At 52.9% G+C, this 17922-nt stretch carries 14 protein-coding genes and 1 other RNA gene; 5 read left to right on the forward strand and 10 right to left on the reverse strand.

Features of this window, described 5'->3' with window-relative positions:
* Window positions 1–5: 5 nt before the first annotated feature.
* A complete protein-coding gene (sufB, locus tag QMZ65_RS10580; RefSeq protein ID WP_038647310.1) occupies window positions 6–1499 on the reverse strand; it encodes a Fe-S cluster assembly protein SufB in 1494 nt (497 codons plus the stop codon).
* 5 nt (window positions 1500–1504) lie between these two features.
* On the reverse strand, window positions 1505–1879 hold the full coding sequence (gene sufA, locus QMZ65_RS10585) for a Fe-S cluster assembly scaffold SufA (protein ID WP_038647312.1): 375 nt from the start codon (window positions 1877–1879) through the stop codon (window positions 1505–1507).
* Window positions 1880–2269: 390 nt separating this feature from the next.
* Here sufA and QMZ65_RS10590 point away from each other — a divergent pair, with 390 nt between their 5' ends.
* A complete protein-coding gene (locus tag QMZ65_RS10590; protein WP_045813973.1) occupies window positions 2270–2674 on the forward strand; it encodes a hypothetical protein in 405 nt (134 codons plus the stop codon).
* Between the two features lie 30 nt (window positions 2675–2704).
* Here QMZ65_RS10590 and ydiJ read toward each other — a convergent pair whose 3' ends face one another.
* The gene (gene ydiJ, locus QMZ65_RS10595; RefSeq protein ID WP_283215957.1) at window positions 2705–5758 is read right to left on the reverse strand and encodes a D-2-hydroxyglutarate dehydrogenase YdiJ; all 3054 of its coding nucleotides are present in this window, start codon (window positions 5756–5758) and stop codon (window positions 2705–2707) included.
* Between the two features lie 206 nt (window positions 5759–5964).
* On the opposite strand from ydiJ, the gene ydiK reads away from it, so the two are divergent.
* Both ydiK and rprA read left to right on the forward strand, forming a co-directional pair.
* Complete coding sequence (gene ydiK / locus QMZ65_RS10600; protein WP_283215958.1) at window positions 5965–7077, forward strand: AI-2E family transporter YdiK; 1113 nt, start codon at window positions 5965–5967, stop codon at window positions 7075–7077.
* Window positions 7078–7393: 316 nt separating this feature from the next.
* Window positions 7394–7501, forward strand: an RNA gene (rprA, locus tag QMZ65_RS10605) — antisense sRNA RprA.
* A 98-nt stretch (window positions 7502–7599) separates the two neighbouring features.
* Here rprA and ppsA read toward each other — a convergent pair.
* A complete protein-coding gene (gene ppsA, locus QMZ65_RS10610; protein ID WP_283215959.1) occupies window positions 7600–9987 on the reverse strand; it encodes a phosphoenolpyruvate synthase in 2388 nt (795 codons plus the stop codon).
* Window positions 9988–10436: 449 nt separating this feature from the next.
* On the opposite strand from ppsA, the gene ppsR reads away from it, so the two are divergent.
* Both ppsR and QMZ65_RS10620 read left to right on the forward strand, forming a co-directional pair.
* Window positions 10437–11264 (forward strand): posphoenolpyruvate synthetase regulatory kinase/phosphorylase PpsR, encoded by an 828-nt coding sequence (gene ppsR / locus QMZ65_RS10615; protein ID WP_058959746.1) that lies wholly within the window; start codon window positions 10437–10439, stop codon window positions 11262–11264.
* 148 nt (window positions 11265–11412) lie between these two features.
* Window positions 11413–12459: a 3-deoxy-7-phosphoheptulonate synthase gene (locus tag QMZ65_RS10620; RefSeq protein WP_097119269.1), complete on the forward strand. Its 1047-nt coding sequence runs from the start codon at window positions 11413–11415 to the stop codon at window positions 12457–12459.
* A 5-nt stretch (window positions 12460–12464) separates the two neighbouring features.
* On the opposite strand, the gene QMZ65_RS10625 is transcribed toward QMZ65_RS10620, so the two are convergent.
* The 6 genes from QMZ65_RS10625 to btuC all read right to left on the reverse strand — a co-directional run bounded on the left by QMZ65_RS10625 (window position 12465) and on the right by btuC (window position 17902).
* Complete coding sequence (locus QMZ65_RS10625; RefSeq protein WP_097119268.1) at window positions 12465–13904, reverse strand: protein adenylyltransferase SelO; 1440 nt, start codon at window positions 13902–13904, stop codon at window positions 12465–12467.
* A gap of 97 nt (window positions 13905–14001) precedes the next feature.
* Window positions 14002–14745: an EAL domain-containing protein gene (locus QMZ65_RS10630; protein ID WP_097119291.1), complete on the reverse strand. Its 744-nt coding sequence runs from the start codon at window positions 14743–14745 to the stop codon at window positions 14002–14004.
* Between the two features lie 311 nt (window positions 14746–15056).
* Window positions 15057–15518, reverse strand: coding sequence for an NlpC/P60 family protein (locus QMZ65_RS10635; protein WP_097119267.1), 462 nt, complete (start codon window positions 15516–15518; stop codon window positions 15057–15059).
* Window positions 15519–15586: 68 nt separating this feature from the next.
* The gene (gene btuD, locus QMZ65_RS10640) at window positions 15587–16333 is read right to left on the reverse strand and encodes a vitamin B12 ABC transporter ATP-binding protein BtuD (protein WP_211727838.1); all 747 of its coding nucleotides are present in this window, start codon (window positions 16331–16333) and stop codon (window positions 15587–15589) included.
* Window positions 16334–16879: a glutathione peroxidase gene (locus QMZ65_RS10645; RefSeq protein WP_160834583.1), complete on the reverse strand. Its 546-nt coding sequence runs from the start codon at window positions 16877–16879 to the stop codon at window positions 16334–16336.
* Between the two features lie 39 nt (window positions 16880–16918).
* Window positions 16919–17902: a vitamin B12 ABC transporter permease BtuC gene (gene btuC / locus QMZ65_RS10650; protein ID WP_097119264.1), complete on the reverse strand. Its 984-nt coding sequence runs from the start codon at window positions 17900–17902 to the stop codon at window positions 16919–16921.
* Window positions 17903–17922 lie beyond the last annotated feature (20 nt).

Here is a 17922-nt window from a genome sequence, read left to right on the forward strand (position 1 = left end):
TGGCATCAGCCCACACTGTGCTCAAGGCTGATAGCCAACAGTTTTTGCGCTTCCACGGCGAATTCCAGTGGCAGCTCGGAGAAAACGTCTTTGCAGAAGCCGTTGACGATCATTGAGATCGCATCTTCTTCGCTAATGCCGCGCTGAAGGCAGTAGAACATCTGGTCTTCACCAATACGCGAGGTCGTGGCTTCATGTTCCAGCTGTGCCGTGTTGTTGCGCGTTTCCACATATGGGAAGGTGTGCGCACCGCATTCGGCACCAATCAGCATCGAGTCACACTGGGTGAAGTTACGCGCGTTGGTCGCGGTTGGCATGATTTTCACCAGACCACGATAGGTGTTCTCACTCTTACCGGCAGAGATCCCTTTCGAGATGATGGTCGACTTGGTGTTCTTACCAATGTGGATCATCTTGGTGCCGGTATCCGCCTGCTGACGGCCGCTGGTCAGCGCCACGGAGTAGAACTCACCCACGGAATAGTCACCGCGCAAAATGCAGCTTGGGTATTTCCAGGTGATGGCTGAACCGGTCTCAGACTGCGTCCAGGACATCTTGCTGTGGTCGCCTTCACACAGCGCACGCTTGGTCACGAAGTTGAGGATACCGCCCTCGCCTTCACCGCCCGGGAACCAGTTCTGTACGGTGGAGTATTTCACTTCGGCATTTTTGTGGATGATCACCTCAACCACTGCGGCGTGCAGCTGGTAGGTGTCACGCACCGGGGCTGAGCAGCCTTCGATATAGCTGACATAGCTGTCTTCATCGGCGATCAGAATGGTACGTTCGAACTGACCGGTTTTTGCCGCGTTGATACGGAAATAAGTCGACAGCTCCATCGGGCAACGCACGCCTTTAGGAATGTAGACAAAAGTCCCGTCTGAAGCCACAGCAGAGTTCAATGCCGCGAAGAAGTTATCGTTGTGGGGAACCACAGTACCGAGATACTTCTGCACCAGCTCTGGATGATCGTGAATCGCTTCGCCGAATGAGCAGAAGATAATGCCTTGCTCAGCCAGTTTGTCACGGTAGGTGGTGGAAACGGATACGGAGTCAAAAATCGCATCAACCGCGACTTCACGTCCTTCACGTACCGGAACACCTAACTGATTGAAAGCGTCTTCCACTTCTTTGGTCAGGTAATCGCTTGACGCGACGCTGCCAGAGGTTTGCTTCGCACCCGGTTCAGACGCGCAGCTATCATCGCAATTGCCGCAAGACGGCGCGGAATAGTAGCTGTAGTCCTGATAATCGAGTGAGGCGTAGTTAGCTTTCAACCAGTGTGGCTCTTCCATCTCTAACCAGGCACGGAAAGCCTTGAGGCGGAATTCCAGCATCCACTCAGGTTCGTTACGTTTGGCCGAAATCGCACGCACCACATCTTCATTGATACCGTGTGCCAATTCGTCGGTTTGCAACTGGGTAAAGAAGCCTTCTTTATAATTCAGGCTACCTTCCCACGTTTGTACATCGTCAGATGCTTCGCTGTGTCGTGACATTTTACTTACTCGACGCCAAAGCTCTCACCGCACCCGCAGGCGTGCTGAGCTTTAGGGTTGTTGAATTTAAAAATCTGGTTCAGGCCTTCACGGACATAATCCAGTTCGGTACCGTCAACAAACGGCATAGCCTGAAGAGGCACAAATAATTTTGCGCCGAATTGCTCAAACGTCAGGTCGTCATCGGCTGGCTCTTTTGTCAGATCCATAACGTACCCAAAACCGGCACAGCCGGACTGCTTCACACCCAATCTAAGGCCCTTAACTTCAGGATCCGCCTCAACCAGGTTAAGAATCTGTTTCGCTGCCGATTCGGTCAGCGTAAGCCCTTTCCAGACGAAATCGTCGGGTGAAAAGGAAGCTGCATTTACTGATGACATAGTGCTACCTCGTAAGTCTGGGCCTTTTCAGGCTATCCCCCTATGGTAGTGATATCAGATACCACTTCAACCTCTTGTTTTGCAGGGATAATCATCTCGTGCTGTTTTTTACTGTTGCTTTATTAAGCATAGTCTCTTCAATCGAGCTTGTGAGCGGCATTCCCGTGCGCGCCACACCCGCGTAACCCGTTAAAATGACGTAAAATTTAGAAATTCAACTTTACGACATCGTCATGATTGATAGGTTACGCCTTTCTTGAATGTAAAGAGATTATTATTGCCGATTTTAGTAACAGGCAAAGGAAATCAATAAAATTTCATTGCGGGAATTGCATTCCTGACGCGGTTGAATATGATAATGATTATCATTAACCCATTTAAGGTAGCGACATGACGCTTACCGTCTCAGCCTGGTTACAACACAAAATCGATGAATATAAGTTTTCAGTGCGTGATATCACCGTCGACTTCTACATGGCTCAGGCTAAGCTCAACCGCACCGATTGTACTATTGACCAACTGCGTCGCTTTAACGACACCTGTCTCGACATGGCAGAAATCTGCGAGCTTAACGGCGACGACCAAAGCTATCTGCATGCCATGGGCAAGCTCCATCACCGCTTAGTGCAGGAGATGGGCAATGCCGATCGCGACCGTTTATTCCGTATTCAGGCCTATCAACTGGCGCGCCTGTCGTTGACTCGCTTGTGTCATCAACTGGCGCTCAGCGGCGAGTGGGATAAAGCCACCAGCCTGCAGAGTGATTTCGTCCGTCACGCAGGCTGGATATTCTAATCCAGCTTTGTGACGACTCCTACAATTTGTTTACATCATTTCCAGTAATGCCTGCAGCGGATGGCGCATGCCATTGCCCTCGGCGCGTTTAACCTGGCTGCGACAGGAGAAACCTGTCGCCAGACAACGCTGACGTGGCAGTTTCTGTAGCTGCGGATGCCATGAGAGTTCGTAGATGCCGAGCGAATTTTCGAGGTTCTTGCTCTCATGTCCGTACGTCCCCGCCATACCGCAACACCCGACGTTGACGTTCTCCAGCTTCGCACCGAAACGCGCAAAGATGTCCTGCCACTGATTCGGCGTTGAGGGCAGCGCAGTGACTTCAGTGCAGTGGGCAAACAGATACCAGGCCTCGCCGCTGGCAGTTTGAACCGCACGCGCATCTAAGGCCTGCTGCAACCATTCGTGGACCAGTTGCACCTTGAACTCACCGCGCTGCTCACCCAGCACTTCCTGATATTCATCGCGATAACACAGTACCGTTGCGGGATCGACCCCAACCATCGGCATTCCCAATTGGGCGACACGATTAAGAAACTCGGCGGTTTTGCCGGCAGTGCGCGCAAAGCGCTGCAGGAAGCCTTTCACATGTTGTGCTTTGCCATTAGGTGAGAAGGGTAATAACACCGGGCGGTAACCCAGCTTCTCAATCAATTTGACGAAATCGGTCACCAGCTGCGCTTCGTAATAGCTGGTGAACGGATCCTGCACCACCAGTACACAGTTTTCACGTTGCGCCATATCCATCGCTTCCAGCTGTTCCAGCGTCAAACTCATCGCCGGATGGCCGCCGAGCTGCTGTTTCAGGCTTGGAGAGGAGAGCAATGGCAGATCGACCATACCAATGTGGGTTTTACTCAGATCGCGCACCCACGGCTGCTTGAGGAAGAAGTTGAACACCTTTGGCGCTTTGGCCATCAAAGGCGCATAACTCTCTACCGTTGCCACCAGATGATCGCTCATCGGACGCAAATAGCGCGTGTGATAAAGCTGCAGGAAGCGCGAGCGGAAGCCCGGTACATCAATCTTAATCGGGCACTGCGTCGAACAGGCTTTGCAGGCTAAACAGCCTGACATCGCCTCTTTCACTTCATGAGAAAAGTCATACTCGCCCTGCTTCGCGTGCCAGGAGTTACGCGTGCGTTGGATCAGTGTGCGCAGGCTGGCACCCTGTTTAGGCAGCGCCTGTTCCAACTGCGAGGGATCAACGCCCTGCTCTGACAGCAAACGCAACCATTCACGCGTTAGCGTCGCGCGGCCTTTCGGCGAATGGATACGGTTGCGGGTAATCTTCATCGACGGGCACATCGGGCTGCGCGCATCAAAGTTGAAGCATAAGCCGTTGCCGTTGCACTCCATGGCACCGCGCCAGTCAGTTCGCACCGTGACCGGAATCTGACGATCGTAAGTGCCGCGTTTCACCGCATCCACCTGCATCATCGGCTCGTTGCTGCCCAGCGGGGTGCAAATCTTGCCGGGGTTCAGGCGATTATCAGGATCGAAGGCGGCTTTAATTGCGCGCAGTTCGTTGAACAGCGTCTCGCCAAAAAATTCCGGGCTGTACTGCGCGCGGAATCCTTTACCGTGTTCACCCCACAGTAATCCGCCGTAGCGTGCGGTCAGCGCCACCACCTCGTCGGAGATTTGCTTCATCAGCATCTCTTGCTGCGGATCGCACATGTCGAGCGCAGGACGGACGTGCAGAACACCGGCGTCCACGTGGCCAAACATGCCGTAACTCAGGCCATGGCTATCGAGCAAGGCGCGGAAATCGACGATATAATCCGCCAGTTGTTCTGGCGGAACTGCCGTGTCTTCCACAAACGGAATCGGCTTGGCGCGCCCTTTGGCGTTACCCAGCAAGCCCACCGCTTTTTTGCGCATATTATAGATGCGCTCGATACCGCCTAAATCATTACACAGTTGATAGCCGATCACACCGCCCTGCTGCTGCGCCATCAGCTCATCCAGTCGACCGCACAGGCTGTTGACCTGCTGTTCAATCAATTCGCCGTTGTCACCGGCAAATTCAACAATATTCAGGCCGAGCATTTCCTTGTCCGGCACATCGGTAATCAGCTCTTTTACCGAATGCCAGACAATATCCTCACGTGCCAGATTCAACACCTTAGAGTCCACGGTTTCCACTGACAGCGCTTTGGCTTCCACCATGAAAGGGGCATTACGCAGTGCAGAGTCAAAGGAGTCGTACTTGATGTTCACCAGACGACGCACTTTCGGGATCGGCGTGATGTCCAGACGCGCTTCCGTAATAAAGGCCAGCGTCCCTTCTGCACCGCATAACAAACGTGTCAGATCGAAGGTTTGCATGTCATCGCTGAACACATGACGCAAGTCATAACCGGTCAGGAAGCGGTTAAGCTTAGGGAATTTATCCAGAATCAGATCACGCTGATCACGACAGCGATTCAGCACCTGATGATAGATACGCCCTTCTGCTGTCGGTGTTGTTGCTAATTGCTCAGCCAGTTCGGTGGGCATCGCGCGGGTATCCAGGATATCGCCGCCGAGCAGAACCGCCCGCAATCCCTCCACGTGATCCGAGGTTTTACCATACACCAGCGAACCCTGCCCGGATGCATCGGTATTGATCATGCCGCCTAAGGTAGCGCGATTACTGGTGGAGAGCTCCGGCGAGAAGAAGAATCCATAAGGCTTCAACCAGGCATTGAGCTGATCTTTCACCACGCCCGCTTCCACACGCACCCAGCCCTGTTCAGGATTGATTTCAAGGATGCGATTCATGTAGCGCGACATGTCGACCACAATGCCCTGATTGAGTGACTGACCGTTGGTACCCGTTCCGCCGCCGCGTGGGGTAAACACCAGGCTGTTAAACCGCGTTTCGCCCGCCAGACGAGCGATTAACGCCACGTCCGCCGTCGAACGCGGAAACAGCGCGGCATCGGGTAACAGCTGATAAATGCTGTTATCGGTAGCAAGCGAGAGACGATCGGCATAACTGGTGGCGACATCGCCGGTAAAGCCTTGTTCTTTTAATGACTGCAGGAATGTCAGCACCAGTTGAACGAGGCCTGGCGCCTGGGAAATCTGTGGGATCATTATTGCGTGACCGAGATGTTGTAAACGTTTGCGTGGTTATTTTTTTCAACCACTGGTTTTATCATACTTTTTTAATGGCTGCTGTTTTTTCAGGAAAGACCTCCGCGACACCTGCTTTTTTCTGTTTAATTTTCAGGAAATAGCTCATCATTTATCAGGGCCCACGCGGTCCACCACGAAGGATTAAATGAGGTCAAAACGTTGTGATGAAAAGCCTGCAACGCGGTATGGATCTACCGCAACTGCTGTTCTCGTTGATGTTCATTCTCATCATGATCATCGCCTGCCTGTGGGTGGTACAACCCTTTATTCTGGGCTTTGCCTGGGCCAGCATGGTGGTGATTGCGACCTGGCCATTGATGATCCGTTTGCAGCATTTGCTGTGGGGACGACGATCGCTGGCGGTGATCGCCATGACCATTCTATTACTGCTGCTGTTCATTATTCCCATTGCCCTGCTGGTGAGTAGCCTGATCGACAACAGCGCGCCGGTGATTGCCTGGGCCACGCAGCGTCATCTGGTTTTCCCGGATTTTGTCTGGCTGCGCGAAATTCCGTATGTCGGCAACAAAACCTACTCCAGCTATCACAAAATGGTCGATGGCGGCGGGACGGCGATTTTAAATCAGCTACAACCTTACATTGGCCGCACCACCGGCTTCTTTGTGGCGCAGGCCGGCCACTTCGGCCGCTTTATGATCCACCTCGCCGTCATGCTGCTATTTAGCGTATTGCTCTATTGGCGCGGTGAGCAGGTCGGCCACGGCATTCGCCACTTTGCTTATCGCATGGGCGGACGTCGCGGCGATGCGGCGGTGCTGCTGGCTGGGCAAGCGATTCGTGCCGTGGCGCTGGGTGTGGTGGTGACGGCGCTGGTGCAGGGTGTGCTGGGCGGCATTGGCCTGGCGATTTCCGGCATCCGTTATGCCACCTTGCTCACCGTGCTAATGATTCTGACGTGCCTGGTGCAGTTGGGGCCCTTGGTGGTGCTAGTACCGGCTATCATCTGGCTCTACTGGAGTGGCGATACCACTTGGGGCACGATATTACTGGTGTGGAGTTGTGTAGTCGGTACGCTCGATAGCGTGTTGCGTCCGATGCTGATTCGCATGGGTGCGGATCTGCCGATGATTCTGATCCTTTCCGGAGTTATCGGGGGATTGATCGCCTTTGGCATGATCGGACTGTTTATTGGCCCGGTGGTGCTAGCGGTATCTTATCGTTTGGTTTCCGTGTGGATGCATGAAGCACCTGCCCCGGATGATGACCCGCAAACGGCCATCGAAGCTCTTGCCGAACATGAGGAAGAGCAACCTTAAAGCTGACCTTTTCCGCGAGCGGTGCAGATAAATGCACCGCCTTCTTCTCCCACGTCTGATTTGCCTTACCTACTGCGCTGAAAGCAACTTAATCGCTGTCACATAATTGCCTACACCACCCTTTATTTTTCATAAGCGATTTTTAAGAAAAAACGCAGATTTAGGCGCTTTAGGTGGATTTCGCTAACGGAATGATTATTTTTCGAACTGAATCATCAGGCGCAACCGTTAAAAATGCTCAGAAAAGATTATCAGCTTTAAACTAATAAGAGGATTCTTAAAGACGCCAGCAAGCCTGATGAATAACATGAATCCTATGTTTGAGATCAAACCACTGATTTTTAAACAACCTTTTTCCCCTGAGTAAAGTGAAGAATTGCTGTGTGTAGTCTTTGCCCATCCCCTGTGATGGGCTTTTTTTTGTATTTTTTATGGATAAAAAAAAGGCCAGCAGCGCTGGCCTTAATGATTTCGTCAGGGACGCTTCAGATTTACCCCGAACGCGCCCTAATTGATGTCTGATTACTGCTTAGCAGCATCCAATTCCGCCAGATTTAACCAGGTTTGCACCACGGTATCTGGGTTCAATGACAGGCTATCAATACCCTGCTCCATCAACCACGCAGCGAAGTCTTGATGATCTGAAGGACCCTGGCCACAAATTCCAACATATTTGCCTTGTTTCTTGGCGGCCTGAATCGACATCGACAGCAGCGCCTTCACCGCTTCGTTGCGCTCATCAAACAGTGCAGACACCACGCCAGAATCGCGGTCCAGACCCAACGCCAGCTGTGTCATGTCGTTCGAACCGATAGAGAAGCCGTCGAAATACTGCAGGAACTGTTCAGCCAGCAAGGCGTTTGACGGGATCTCACACATCATGATCACCTTCAAGCCGTTCTCACCGCGCTTCAGACCTTGCTTGCCCAGTTCTTCCACCACGGCAGCCGCCTGGTCAACAGTGCGCACAAATGGAATCATAATCTCGACGTTAGTCAGACCCATTTCATTACGCACACGTTTCACGGCTTCACACTCCAGCGCGAAGCAGTCGCGGAAGCTGTCTGCCACATAGCGCCCCGCGCCACGGAAGCCCAGCATCGGGTTCTCTTCTTCTGGCTCGTAACGCTCGCCGCCCACCAGATTGGCGTATTCGTTCGATTTAAAATCAGAGAGACGCACAATCACGCGCTTCGGCGCAAAGGCCGCGCCCAGGGTGGCGATGCCTTCGGTCAGACGCGCAATGTAAAACTCAACCGGATCATCGAAGCCCTTCATCATTTGACGAATCTGCTGCTGCAATTCTGGCGTCTGCTGGTCAAACTCCAGCAGCGCTTTCGGGTGCACACCGATCATACGGTTGATGATGAACTCCAGACGCGCCAGACCAACACCTTCATTTGGCAGACAGGCGAAGTCAAAGGCGCGATCCGGGTTACCGACGTTCATCATGATTTTCAGTGGCAGGTCCGGCATGGTATCCACTTGCGAACTGGTCACTTCAAAGTCCAGCAGATCCTGATACACATAACCGGTGTCGCCTTCAGCACAGGAAACGGTCACCTTATGCCCATCTTTCAGGTAATCGGTGGCATCGCCACAGCCAACGACGGCAGGAATGCCCAGCTCACGTGCGATGATCGCCGCATGGCAGGTACGGCCACCACGGTTGGTCACAATCGCGGAGGCCTTCTTCATAATCGGTTCCCAATCCGGGTCGGTCATGTCGGTGACCAGCACGTCACCTTTCTCGATGCGATGCATTTCGCTGATGTCATGAATCACTTTCACTTCACCCGCGCCAATGCGATGGCCGATGGCACGGCCTTCGACCAGCACCTTGCCTTTCCCTTGCAGGTTATAGCGCTCCATCACCTGACCGTTAGAGCGCACGGTTTCCGGACGCGCCTGCACAATGAACAATTTGCCGGTGTGACCATCTTTCGCCCACTCGATATCCATTGGGCGCTTGTAGTGCTGCTCAATCAACACCGCCTGGCGCGCCAGATCCTGCACTTCGTCATCGGTCAGGCTAAAGCGGTCACGCTGCTCCTGATCGACATCTTCAATGCGCACCTGCTCACCGTGCTCCTGAGAATCGGCATACACCATGCGGATCTTTTTGGAACCCATAGTGCGACGCACGATGGCCGGGCGATTGGCTGCCAGTGTGGGTTTGTGCACGTAGAATTCATCCGGGTTCACCGCACCTTGCACCACCATCTCACCAAGACCGAACGCCGAGGTGATAAAGACCACCTGGTCGAAACCGGATTCGGTATCAATGGTAAACATCACGCCAGAAGACGCGAGATCGGATCGCACCATGCGCTGAATACCCGCTGACAGGGCAACGCCACGATGGTCGTAGCCCTGGTGCACGCGGTAAGAGATCGCACGATCGTTAAATAAAGAAGCGTACACGTGCTTCACGGCCACCAGCACCGCATCAAAGCCCTGCACGTTAAGGAAGGTCTCCTGTTGCCCCGCGAACGAGGCATCGGGCATGTCCTCAGCGGTGGCGGATGAGCGCACCGCAAAGGAAGCGTCGGCATCATCAGAGGAGAGTTGCTCATAGGCAGTACGCATCGCCTCTTCCAGCTCAGGCAGGAATGGCGTGTCCACAACCCATTGACGAATTTGTTTACCGGCCTTAGCCAGCTCTTCAACATCATCAATATCCGTTTTGTCCAGCAAATCATAAATGCGCTGGTTCAGTCCGCTTTGATCGAGAAACAGATTAAAGGCGTAAGATGTCGTGGCATAGCCGTTAGGCACGGAGACGCCCAGTGACGACAAGTTAGTAATCATTTCTCCCAGGGAAGCATTCTTGCCCCCCACCCGATCAACATCATGCATGCCAAGCTGGTTGTACCAGAGCACTAGCGACTGTTGGTCTTGATTGGACATTGAGATTATCCTTCATTTAAATGATTGGAGCACATGGAACATTTTGCTATTCGCCAAAACAGCCTGGCACAATCAATAAATAAAGACTAAGTGTTGAATCGTTAAAGCAGAAAAAGAAACGCAAATTCGGACTAGTTCCCGCTGGCATCAAAGTTGCGCAACAGGCTTATTTAACGCCGACACATTGCCGCAACGATATTTTTCCCCTTTTCAGAGGGTTAGCCATTGCTTTTTGTTGCGCAACAGATTCAGACTTTATTTTTACCTTGTGATAAAAATTGCGGGGAAATAGCGGTTTTCAAAACAGCATTTCATCTAATATTGTTCATCACAAAATAAAATTCCAGCAGAAAGCACTCACGATATGGATATTTCATTTTATTTTTAATTAAAATGAAACATCGGCAATGACATTGTTACGCAAAAGTAAATAAGAGGGGATTTCGCCTATGAGCACTGAGCGCAGTGTGTTCTACATTTCAGACGGTACCGCCATTACCGCGGAGGTATTGGGGCATGCCGTGCTGTCGCAATTCCCCGTGAATATCAACAGCGTGACCCTGCCCTTTGTTGAGAATGTTCAGCGAGCTCAGGCGGTGAAGGCGCAGATTAACGCGCTGTATCAGCAAAGCGGCGTACGTCCGATTGTGTTCTTTTCCATCGTCACCCCGGATGTGCGCGAAATTATTTTGGAAAGCGAAGGATTTTGCCAGGACATCGTGCAGGCATTGGTGGGTCCGCTGCAAAGTGAGCTTGGCGTATCTTCAATGCCAGTGGCGCACCGAACCCATGGTCTGACGGCGAGCAATCTCGGCAAATATGATGCGCGTATTGCCGCGATTGATTACACGCTTGCGCACGATGATGGTATCTCACTGCGTGGTCTGGAGGATGCACAGGTCATTTTGCTCGGCGTCTCTCGATGTGGCAAAACACCCACCAGCCTCTATCTGGCGATGCAGTTTGGTGTTCGTGCGGCAAACTATCCCTTTATCGCCGATGACATGGATAACCTGAAATTGCCGCCGGCGTTACGCGCCCATCAACATAAGCTGTTTGGATTAACCATCGATCCTGAACGTCTGGCGGCGATTCGGCAGGAGCGTGCAGAGAATACCCGTTATGCCTCGATGCGCCAGTGCCGCCTGGAAGTGGGGGAAGTGGAAGCGCTCTTCCGCACGCATCAGATTCGTTACCTTAACAGTACCAACTATTCGGTAGAGGAGATTGCCACCAAAATCCTCGACATCATGGGTCTGCGCCGCAGCATGTATTGATCTGTACGCCAGGCCGTAAAGCCTGGCTTCCGTCTTGTTTCGCTCACCTTTCTTTTTAGCGGGTTGAATTCGCGGCCTATTGGTTTATTGTGACCACCATCACTTCCCGGTATTTCACCGTTGCGAAGAACAGATTTTGAGAATCTCAATGAACAAGACTGATGAACTGCGTACCGCGCGCATCGGCAGCCTGCTAACGCCCGCTGTGCTTGCGCAAGAACACCCCATTTCACCGGAGGTGGCGGCCACCGTCACCGCTGCGCGCCAGCGTATTGCACGCATTTTGACCGGTGAAGATCCACGCCTGTTGGTGATTATCGGCCCGTGCTCGCTACACGACCCTAAAGCCGCGCTGGACTATGCCGAACGCCTCAACGTGTTACGCGAACGTTACCAGGATCGTCTGGAAATCGTGATGCGCGCTTACTTCGAAAAACCGCGCACGGTGGTCGGCTGGAAAGGATTGATCTCAGATCCGGATCTGGATGGCAGTTTCGACGTTAATCGCGGCATCGCCATTGCTCGTAAACTGTTGCTGAATATCAACGCCACTGGTATGCCGACCGCCACCGAGTTCCTTGATATGGTGATCGGCCAGTTTATTGCTGACCTGATCAGCTGGGGCGCCATTGGTGCACGCACCACTGAGAGTCAGATCCACCGTGAAATGGCATCGGCGCTGTCGTGCCCGGTCGGATTCAAAAACGGTACAGACGGCAATGTGCAAATCGCAGTGGATGCGATTCGCGCGTCACGCGTCAGTCATATGTTCCTGTCTCCGGATAAACACGGTCAAATGACGATTTACCAGACCAGCGGCAATCCGCATGGTCATGTGATTCTGCGCGGTGGCCGTCAGCCTAACTATCACGCCGAAGATGTCGCGGCCGCAGCCGCAAATTTGCGTGATTTCAATTTGCCGGAACAGCTGATCATCGACTTTAGCCATGGTAACTGTCTGAAGCAGCATCGCCGCCAGCGCGACGTCGCAGATGATGTGGCAGCACAAATTCGTGCGGGATCACGTGCGGTGGCGGGTGTGATGATTGAGAGTTTCCTGCAGGAAGGTAATCAGAAAGTGGTGAGCGGCGAGCCGTTAAACTACGGTCAGTCTATTACCGATCCCTGCCTGAGCTGGGAAGATAGCGCCGAAGTGCTGGAGAAACTGGCTGCCGCGGTCGACAGCCGTTTTTAATCACCTTAGCTGGAGCAACTCACCTCCAGCGTTTTGCCCCACTCTGGCGGCCGTTGGCGTAACTCTGCGCTGACGGCCGCATCATCAAATGGCTGTTGTAAAGCCAGATGGAGCCGCTCCAGCGCCGCCTTCTCACCCTGCTCGACTTCTTCGATCACCTGCTGTGCCAGATAATTGCGCAACACCAGCGCTGGGTTGGCCGCCTTCATGACCTGCTGGCGTTGTTCATCTGATGCCTCATCCTGCAGCAGACGTTGACGATAGCCGTCGTACCAGTGGTCAAACGCCTCGCGGTCGATAAATTCATCACGCAGCGGCGAACGCTGTTGATGCTGCTGTGTCTCACTCAGTAAGCGAAAGGTCAACGTGTAATCGCTTCGCTCTTGTGTCATCAGCGACAGCAGTTGCGTCAGAATCGCGTTGTCATTGGCATCAGCGGTCAGAAGGCCCAGTTTAGCGCGCATCTTCTCACCCCAGACCCGCATAAGTTCCGTTTCATAATGGCTGAGCGCCTGTTTTAACTGATCCGTGCTCATCAACCCTGACAATGCATGCGCCAGACGATTGAGGTTCCACAAACCAATCATCGGCTGATTCTCAAAGGAATAACGCCCCTGATAATCGCTGTGATTGCAGATGAATCCGGGTTGGTAATCATCAAGGAAGCCATAGGGACCATAATCCAGCGTCAGTCCGAGGATCGACATGTTGTCGGTGTTCATCACGCCATGCGCAAAGCCCACGCTCTGCCAGTGGGCGATCAGGCTGGCAGTGCGTTTCACGATATCGGTAAACCACAGCACATAGCGGTCAGCGTCATCGCTTAATTCTGGCCAGTGATGATGAATGGCGTAATCTGCCAGTTGCCGGACCTTATCCTGCTCGCCGCCATAGTAAAAATGTTCAAAGTGACCAAAACGCAGATGACTCTCAGCGATGCGCATCAGCATTGCCCCGCGTTCCTGCGTTTCACGCAGCACTGGCTCATCGCCAATCGCCAGAGCCAGCGCGCGAGTGGTGGGAATCCCCAAATGGTGCAACGCTTCCGAAGCCAGGAACTCACGCACGCTGGAACGAATCACCGCCCGGCCATCACCCATACGCGAATAGGGTGTCAATCCCGCCCCTTTCAAATGCCAGTCGAGTTTACGTCCGTTCGTCAGTTGCTGTTCACCCAGCAGAATGCCCCGCCCATCGCCCAGCTGGCCGGCCCACACACCAAATTGATGTCCGCTGTAAACCTGCGCCAGCGGGGCCATACCTGGCAATAGCTCACGACCACTCCAGACGCCGTGCCCCTGCCCAGTGAAGAGCCCGGCATCCAGTTCCATTTCTGCCGCCAGCGGCGCGTTATGATAGAACAGGCGCCCGCCTTCCAACGGCGTTGGCATCAGCGCCGTATAGCATCCCGGCAGCTCTTGCTGCCAGCTATTAATAAATTGCATCACCACTCCAGAAGGTGCACACAAAAAGCACCAACAGTGAGTTTAAAGAATAGGGTTCAGTGTAACGCTGGGCGTCAGCGGATGACAGTTGAAAGGACTACTGCTGTGAAGGGGTGTGCGAAGTCACATCAGGATAAATAAGATCACCTAACCGTTCCGCTTTGACAACCGGGAACAAATTGCCTTGCAGTTGAGCTCCGCTCAGCGTGCTGACTTTCTCCAGCATGAGGTTATCGTCAACACCACATATTATGAGCTGATCGGCATAATCTGAGAAATTATCGATGACCGTTTGGATAAATGGTGTAAAAGATGCACGTTTAGCCAGGCCTTGTATAAAGGTTTTATCCAGTTTCAGTACACTAAAGAGATTATCGTAAACTGCGGTTGCAGGTGCTTTACCTGCACCAAATTGGGAAAGTGATAAACGGAATTCCTGCTGTAATGTTGCCAGAAGTGGCTGCGCTTTTCCGCGCGCTAATTGCGGAAACGTTTCGCTAATATCGAGAATAATAAAAGGAAGTTGTTTAAATTTCCTTAACAGAAATTCACTTTCAAGCAGCGTTAACGCCATCGAATCATCAATACGAACCAAAGCGGTAATTTGATGTAGCTCAAAAAAGTCACGGTACTTTTCCAGTAAAGAAAGCTGGCTCTGCATTAACCGTAATTGCTGCGCATCGTCTAATTGCGGCAACAGCAAATCCTGCGGCAGCGTAATAGGTGCGCTGTCGTGGACGAATTGCGTCACCAGCTCGACCGCAGTCAGCTGGCCCGCCAGTGTATAAACTGGATAGAACCAGGTTTCCGACTGATAGTCGGCAGATAAATGGACTTTCATTTTAGCAGCCAGAAGCAGTGGCAATTGGCGCATCGTATATCAATGAAAACGGTCAGGCAATAGGACCAAACGTTAGAAGAGACGCAATTTTGTGCCTGATTAAACCGTTTTAAGCCATAAATAAAACTTAAGCCAAATAGCCGAGGTGGTTGTCCATACTCATTAAATAAATTCAGTCTTATTTTTAGTATTTATGCGAGCACAGGTAAAGTGCCATTTTAAATGAGAGTTAAATTTGAGGGGAATTCAATAATAAACCGGCTGAAAAACCATGAAGAGAATAGGTCATTCAGCACTGGTATGGTAATCATTCAGATACGACGTGCCTGCCAAAATACCTTGCGCCAATAGACATTATCCAGTGAAGAGCGAATCACGCCCTGGCTGGTAGAAGCGTGGATGAAGGTGTTATCGGTATCATAAATACCCACATGCAGGCCATTCTCTCCGCTGCCCGTTTTGAAGAAGACCAGATCACCGGGCAGCAAATCGCGTTTATCAATGCGAGTGCCAATATCCGTCTGGTCAACGGTAGAACGCGGCAGTTGCATATCGAATTTATCGCGGAAGGTCAGATAAACAAAACCAGAGCAATCCACACCGCCTCGACTTAACCCGCCGTAGCGATAAGGCGTGCCACGCCAGCGACCTAACTGATCGTTGAGTTGAGCAATCACGGTGATGGAATCAGAAAGGCGGCCATTCGGCGGCGGCGCGTGATGGCTACTACACCCAACCAGCAGCAGCATCAGAAGAAATACCGTTATTCGCATCAGAATGTCCCTAAATCCGTCGCCCGGATGACACTTTAGCGGCAAATCTGCTTAACAGGCAATGTTATTCAGGGAATAAACAGCAGAGGGCCTTGCGGTGTATCTAATTGTTGAAACTCGGTTTGGTATAACGGAGAGAGATTGGCGGCGGTTAATACATCCCGCGCACGCCCCTGCATCACCACTTCCCCCTGATGCATCAATCCTACGCGGTCGGCATGGCGCAGACTGTGGTTAAGATCATGGCCGCTGGCAATCACCGCAATACCGGCGTGGCACAGCTGGAGCAGCAATTTATCCACGGCTCGCTGCTGCGCGACATCCAATGCCGTCATCGGCTCATCCAGAATTAAAAGCTTGCCGTGAGGATTGCTCGCCGGATGGATTTGCATCACTACTGCCGCCAGCCGCACACGCTGCCATTCGCCACCAGAGAGCTGCGTCAGTTGACGGGTTAATTTGTCGTGTATGCTGAGTTGCGTCAGCACATCATTGAGTGTGACATCTACCTGCGGCGACGCCGAAGAGAAATGCAGACGCAGATAGTGCCAGACGGGCATGGTCCCTAACGCGGCCTGTTGTTGCGGTAACCAGGCACGCCATTGAGCCAGTGCAGCCCCGCTTAAGCGGCTCAACGACGTTCCTGCAAGCTGAATCACGCCTTGAGCCGGCAATAATCCCGACAGCGCACAGAGTAAAGTACTTTTTCCCGCGCCATTCGGGCCTACCAAATGTATCCATTCACCTGCATTGACGCTGAGATCAACCGGAGCCAGACGTCCCGCGACGCTGACTCCCTGACACTGCAACAGCATTTACTCTGCCAGCGCCTGCTCAACGCGTTTCAGGATGATCGGATCATCAGGCGTCATATCCGGAGAGAAACGCGCAATCACCTTACCCTGTTTGTTGATGAGGAATTTTTCGAAGTTCCACAAAATGTCGCCCTCGGCTTTTGGTGTACGTCCTTTGCTCACCATACGCTCGAGGAAACCGCTGCCTTCAGGACGTTCGGCTTCAGGCTGTGCCGCCGTTAACTGCGCATACAGCGGATGACGATTGGCACCGTTCACATCGGTTTTATCGAACATCGGGAAAGTCACACCATAAGTGGTGCTGCAGAAGGTTTTGATCTCTTCGTTGCTGCCCGGTTCCTGCTCCAGAAACTGGTTGCAGGGGAAACCCAGCACGCTAAAGTTTTTGTCCTGCCAGGCTTTCTGCAGTGACTCAAGCTGCTCATACTGCGCCGTCAGCCCACATTTTGACGCCACGTTGACCACCAGCAGTACGTTGTCCTGATACTGTGCCAGCGTCGTTTTTTCGCCGTCCAGGGTAACCAGTTCTGTCTGATAAATGCTCATTGTCGATTCCTGTTGTTGAGACCAAGATGCCAGCCATTGCTAGCGCGAAGATTTCACTAATAGCACGATAAACAGCGGTGCGCCGAGGGTGGCGGTGACCACGCCAATCGGCAACTCTGCCGACGTCAGCACCAGTCGGGCGATAATATCTGCCCCGAGGAGCACCGCAGCCCCTGCCAGCGCCGAGGCGGGCAGCAGGTATCGGTGATCGCTAAAACCGCTTAAGCGTAACAGATGAGGGATGACCAATCCGACAAACCCGATGGCACCGGCCATCGCCACGCTGGCGCCAACCAGCCAGCCCATCGCCAACACTAACAGGTTACGCCATAACAATAACGGCAGGCCTAGCTGACGCGCCGAGGTTTCCCCCAGTGAAAGTAAATTCAGCGTCCAAGCGGTGGCTGTCAGCAGCAGAGTGACCGGCAACAGCGCCAGCATCATCCAGCCATAGCGCCAGTCAATACCGCCAAAGCCGCCCATCATCCAGTACATTAACTGCCGTAGATCGAGGCTGGTGCTAAAGTACACGGCCCATGTCATCACTGCGCTACAGATAATGCCGAGCGCAACTCCCGTGAGCAATAAGCGGCTAGCTGAAAGCTGACGATGGGCAAAGTGCAGCAGGATCAGCGTGATCAATAATGCGCCCGCCATCGCCGCCAGCGTCAGGCTCCATAATGAGCCATTGCCCAGCATGACACCCAACACTAACCCAATGCCCGCGCCATTGGATACGCCAAGCAGGCCGGGTTCTGCCAGCGGATTGTTGAACAGCGCCTGCATCACCACACCACACACCGCCAGCGCAGCGCCCACCAGCAGCACCGCCAGCGTCCGCGGTAAGCGCAACTGCCAGACGAAGAGTTCACCGTTAGAGGAAAACCATTGGGTTGGCGATATCCAGATGTCTCCGGCGCACAGGCTGAGAATAAACAGCAGCAGCAGAATGGCACCGAGCAGCATCAGCCAGCGCTGGCTACGACGATCGGCCTGACGGGCAAGCTGGTCCAACAGAGTCATAGATAAGATTGGCGGAGAAA

Source organism: Pantoea sp. EABMAA-21, assembly GCF_030053335.1.
In the GTDB taxonomy this organism is placed as follows: Bacteria; Pseudomonadota; Gammaproteobacteria; order Enterobacterales; family Enterobacteriaceae; genus Pantoea; species Pantoea communis.

What these genes read in the sequence shown, in the direction of transcription:
- sufA (WP_038647312.1), bottom strand. Translation starts at nt 1,879, where the DNA reads ATGTCATCAGTAAATGCAGCTTCCTTTTCACCCGACGATTTCGTCTGG.
- sufB (WP_038647310.1), bottom strand. Translation starts at nt 1,499, where the DNA reads ATGTCACGACACAGCGAAGCATCTGACGATGTACAAACGTGGGAAGGT.
- QMZ65_RS10635 (WP_097119267.1), bottom strand. Translation starts at nt 15,518, where the DNA reads ATGCGAATAACGGTATTTCTTCTGATGCTGCTGCTGGTTGGGTGTAGT.
- ydiK (WP_283215958.1), top strand. Translation starts at nt 5,965, where the DNA reads ATGAAAAGCCTGCAACGCGGTATGGATCTACCGCAACTGCTGTTCTCG.
- btuC (WP_097119264.1), bottom strand. Translation starts at nt 17,902, where the DNA reads ATGACTCTGTTGGACCAGCTTGCCCGTCAGGCCGATCGTCGTAGCCAG.
- QMZ65_RS10625 (WP_097119268.1), bottom strand. Translation starts at nt 13,904, where the DNA reads ATGCAATTTATTAATAGCTGGCAGCAAGAGCTGCCGGGATGCTATACG.
- ppsR (WP_058959746.1), top strand. Translation starts at nt 10,437, where the DNA reads ATGAGCACTGAGCGCAGTGTGTTCTACATTTCAGACGGTACCGCCATT.
- QMZ65_RS10620 (WP_097119269.1), top strand. Translation starts at nt 11,413, where the DNA reads ATGAACAAGACTGATGAACTGCGTACCGCGCGCATCGGCAGCCTGCTA.
- ppsA (WP_283215959.1), bottom strand. Translation starts at nt 9,987, where the DNA reads ATGTCCAATCAAGACCAACAGTCGCTAGTGCTCTGGTACAACCAGCTT.
- ydiJ (WP_283215957.1), bottom strand. Translation starts at nt 5,758, where the DNA reads ATGATCCCACAGATTTCCCAGGCGCCAGGCCTCGTTCAACTGGTGCTG.
- btuD (WP_211727838.1), bottom strand. Translation starts at nt 16,333, where the DNA reads ATGCTGTTGCAGTGTCAGGGAGTCAGCGTCGCGGGACGTCTGGCTCCG.
- QMZ65_RS10630 (WP_097119291.1), bottom strand. Translation starts at nt 14,745, where the DNA reads ATGAAAGTCCATTTATCTGCCGACTATCAGTCGGAAACCTGGTTCTAT.
- QMZ65_RS10590 (WP_045813973.1), top strand. Translation starts at nt 2,270, where the DNA reads ATGACGCTTACCGTCTCAGCCTGGTTACAACACAAAATCGATGAATAT.
- QMZ65_RS10645 (WP_160834583.1), bottom strand. Translation starts at nt 16,879, where the DNA reads ATGAGCATTTATCAGACAGAACTGGTTACCCTGGACGGCGAAAAAACG.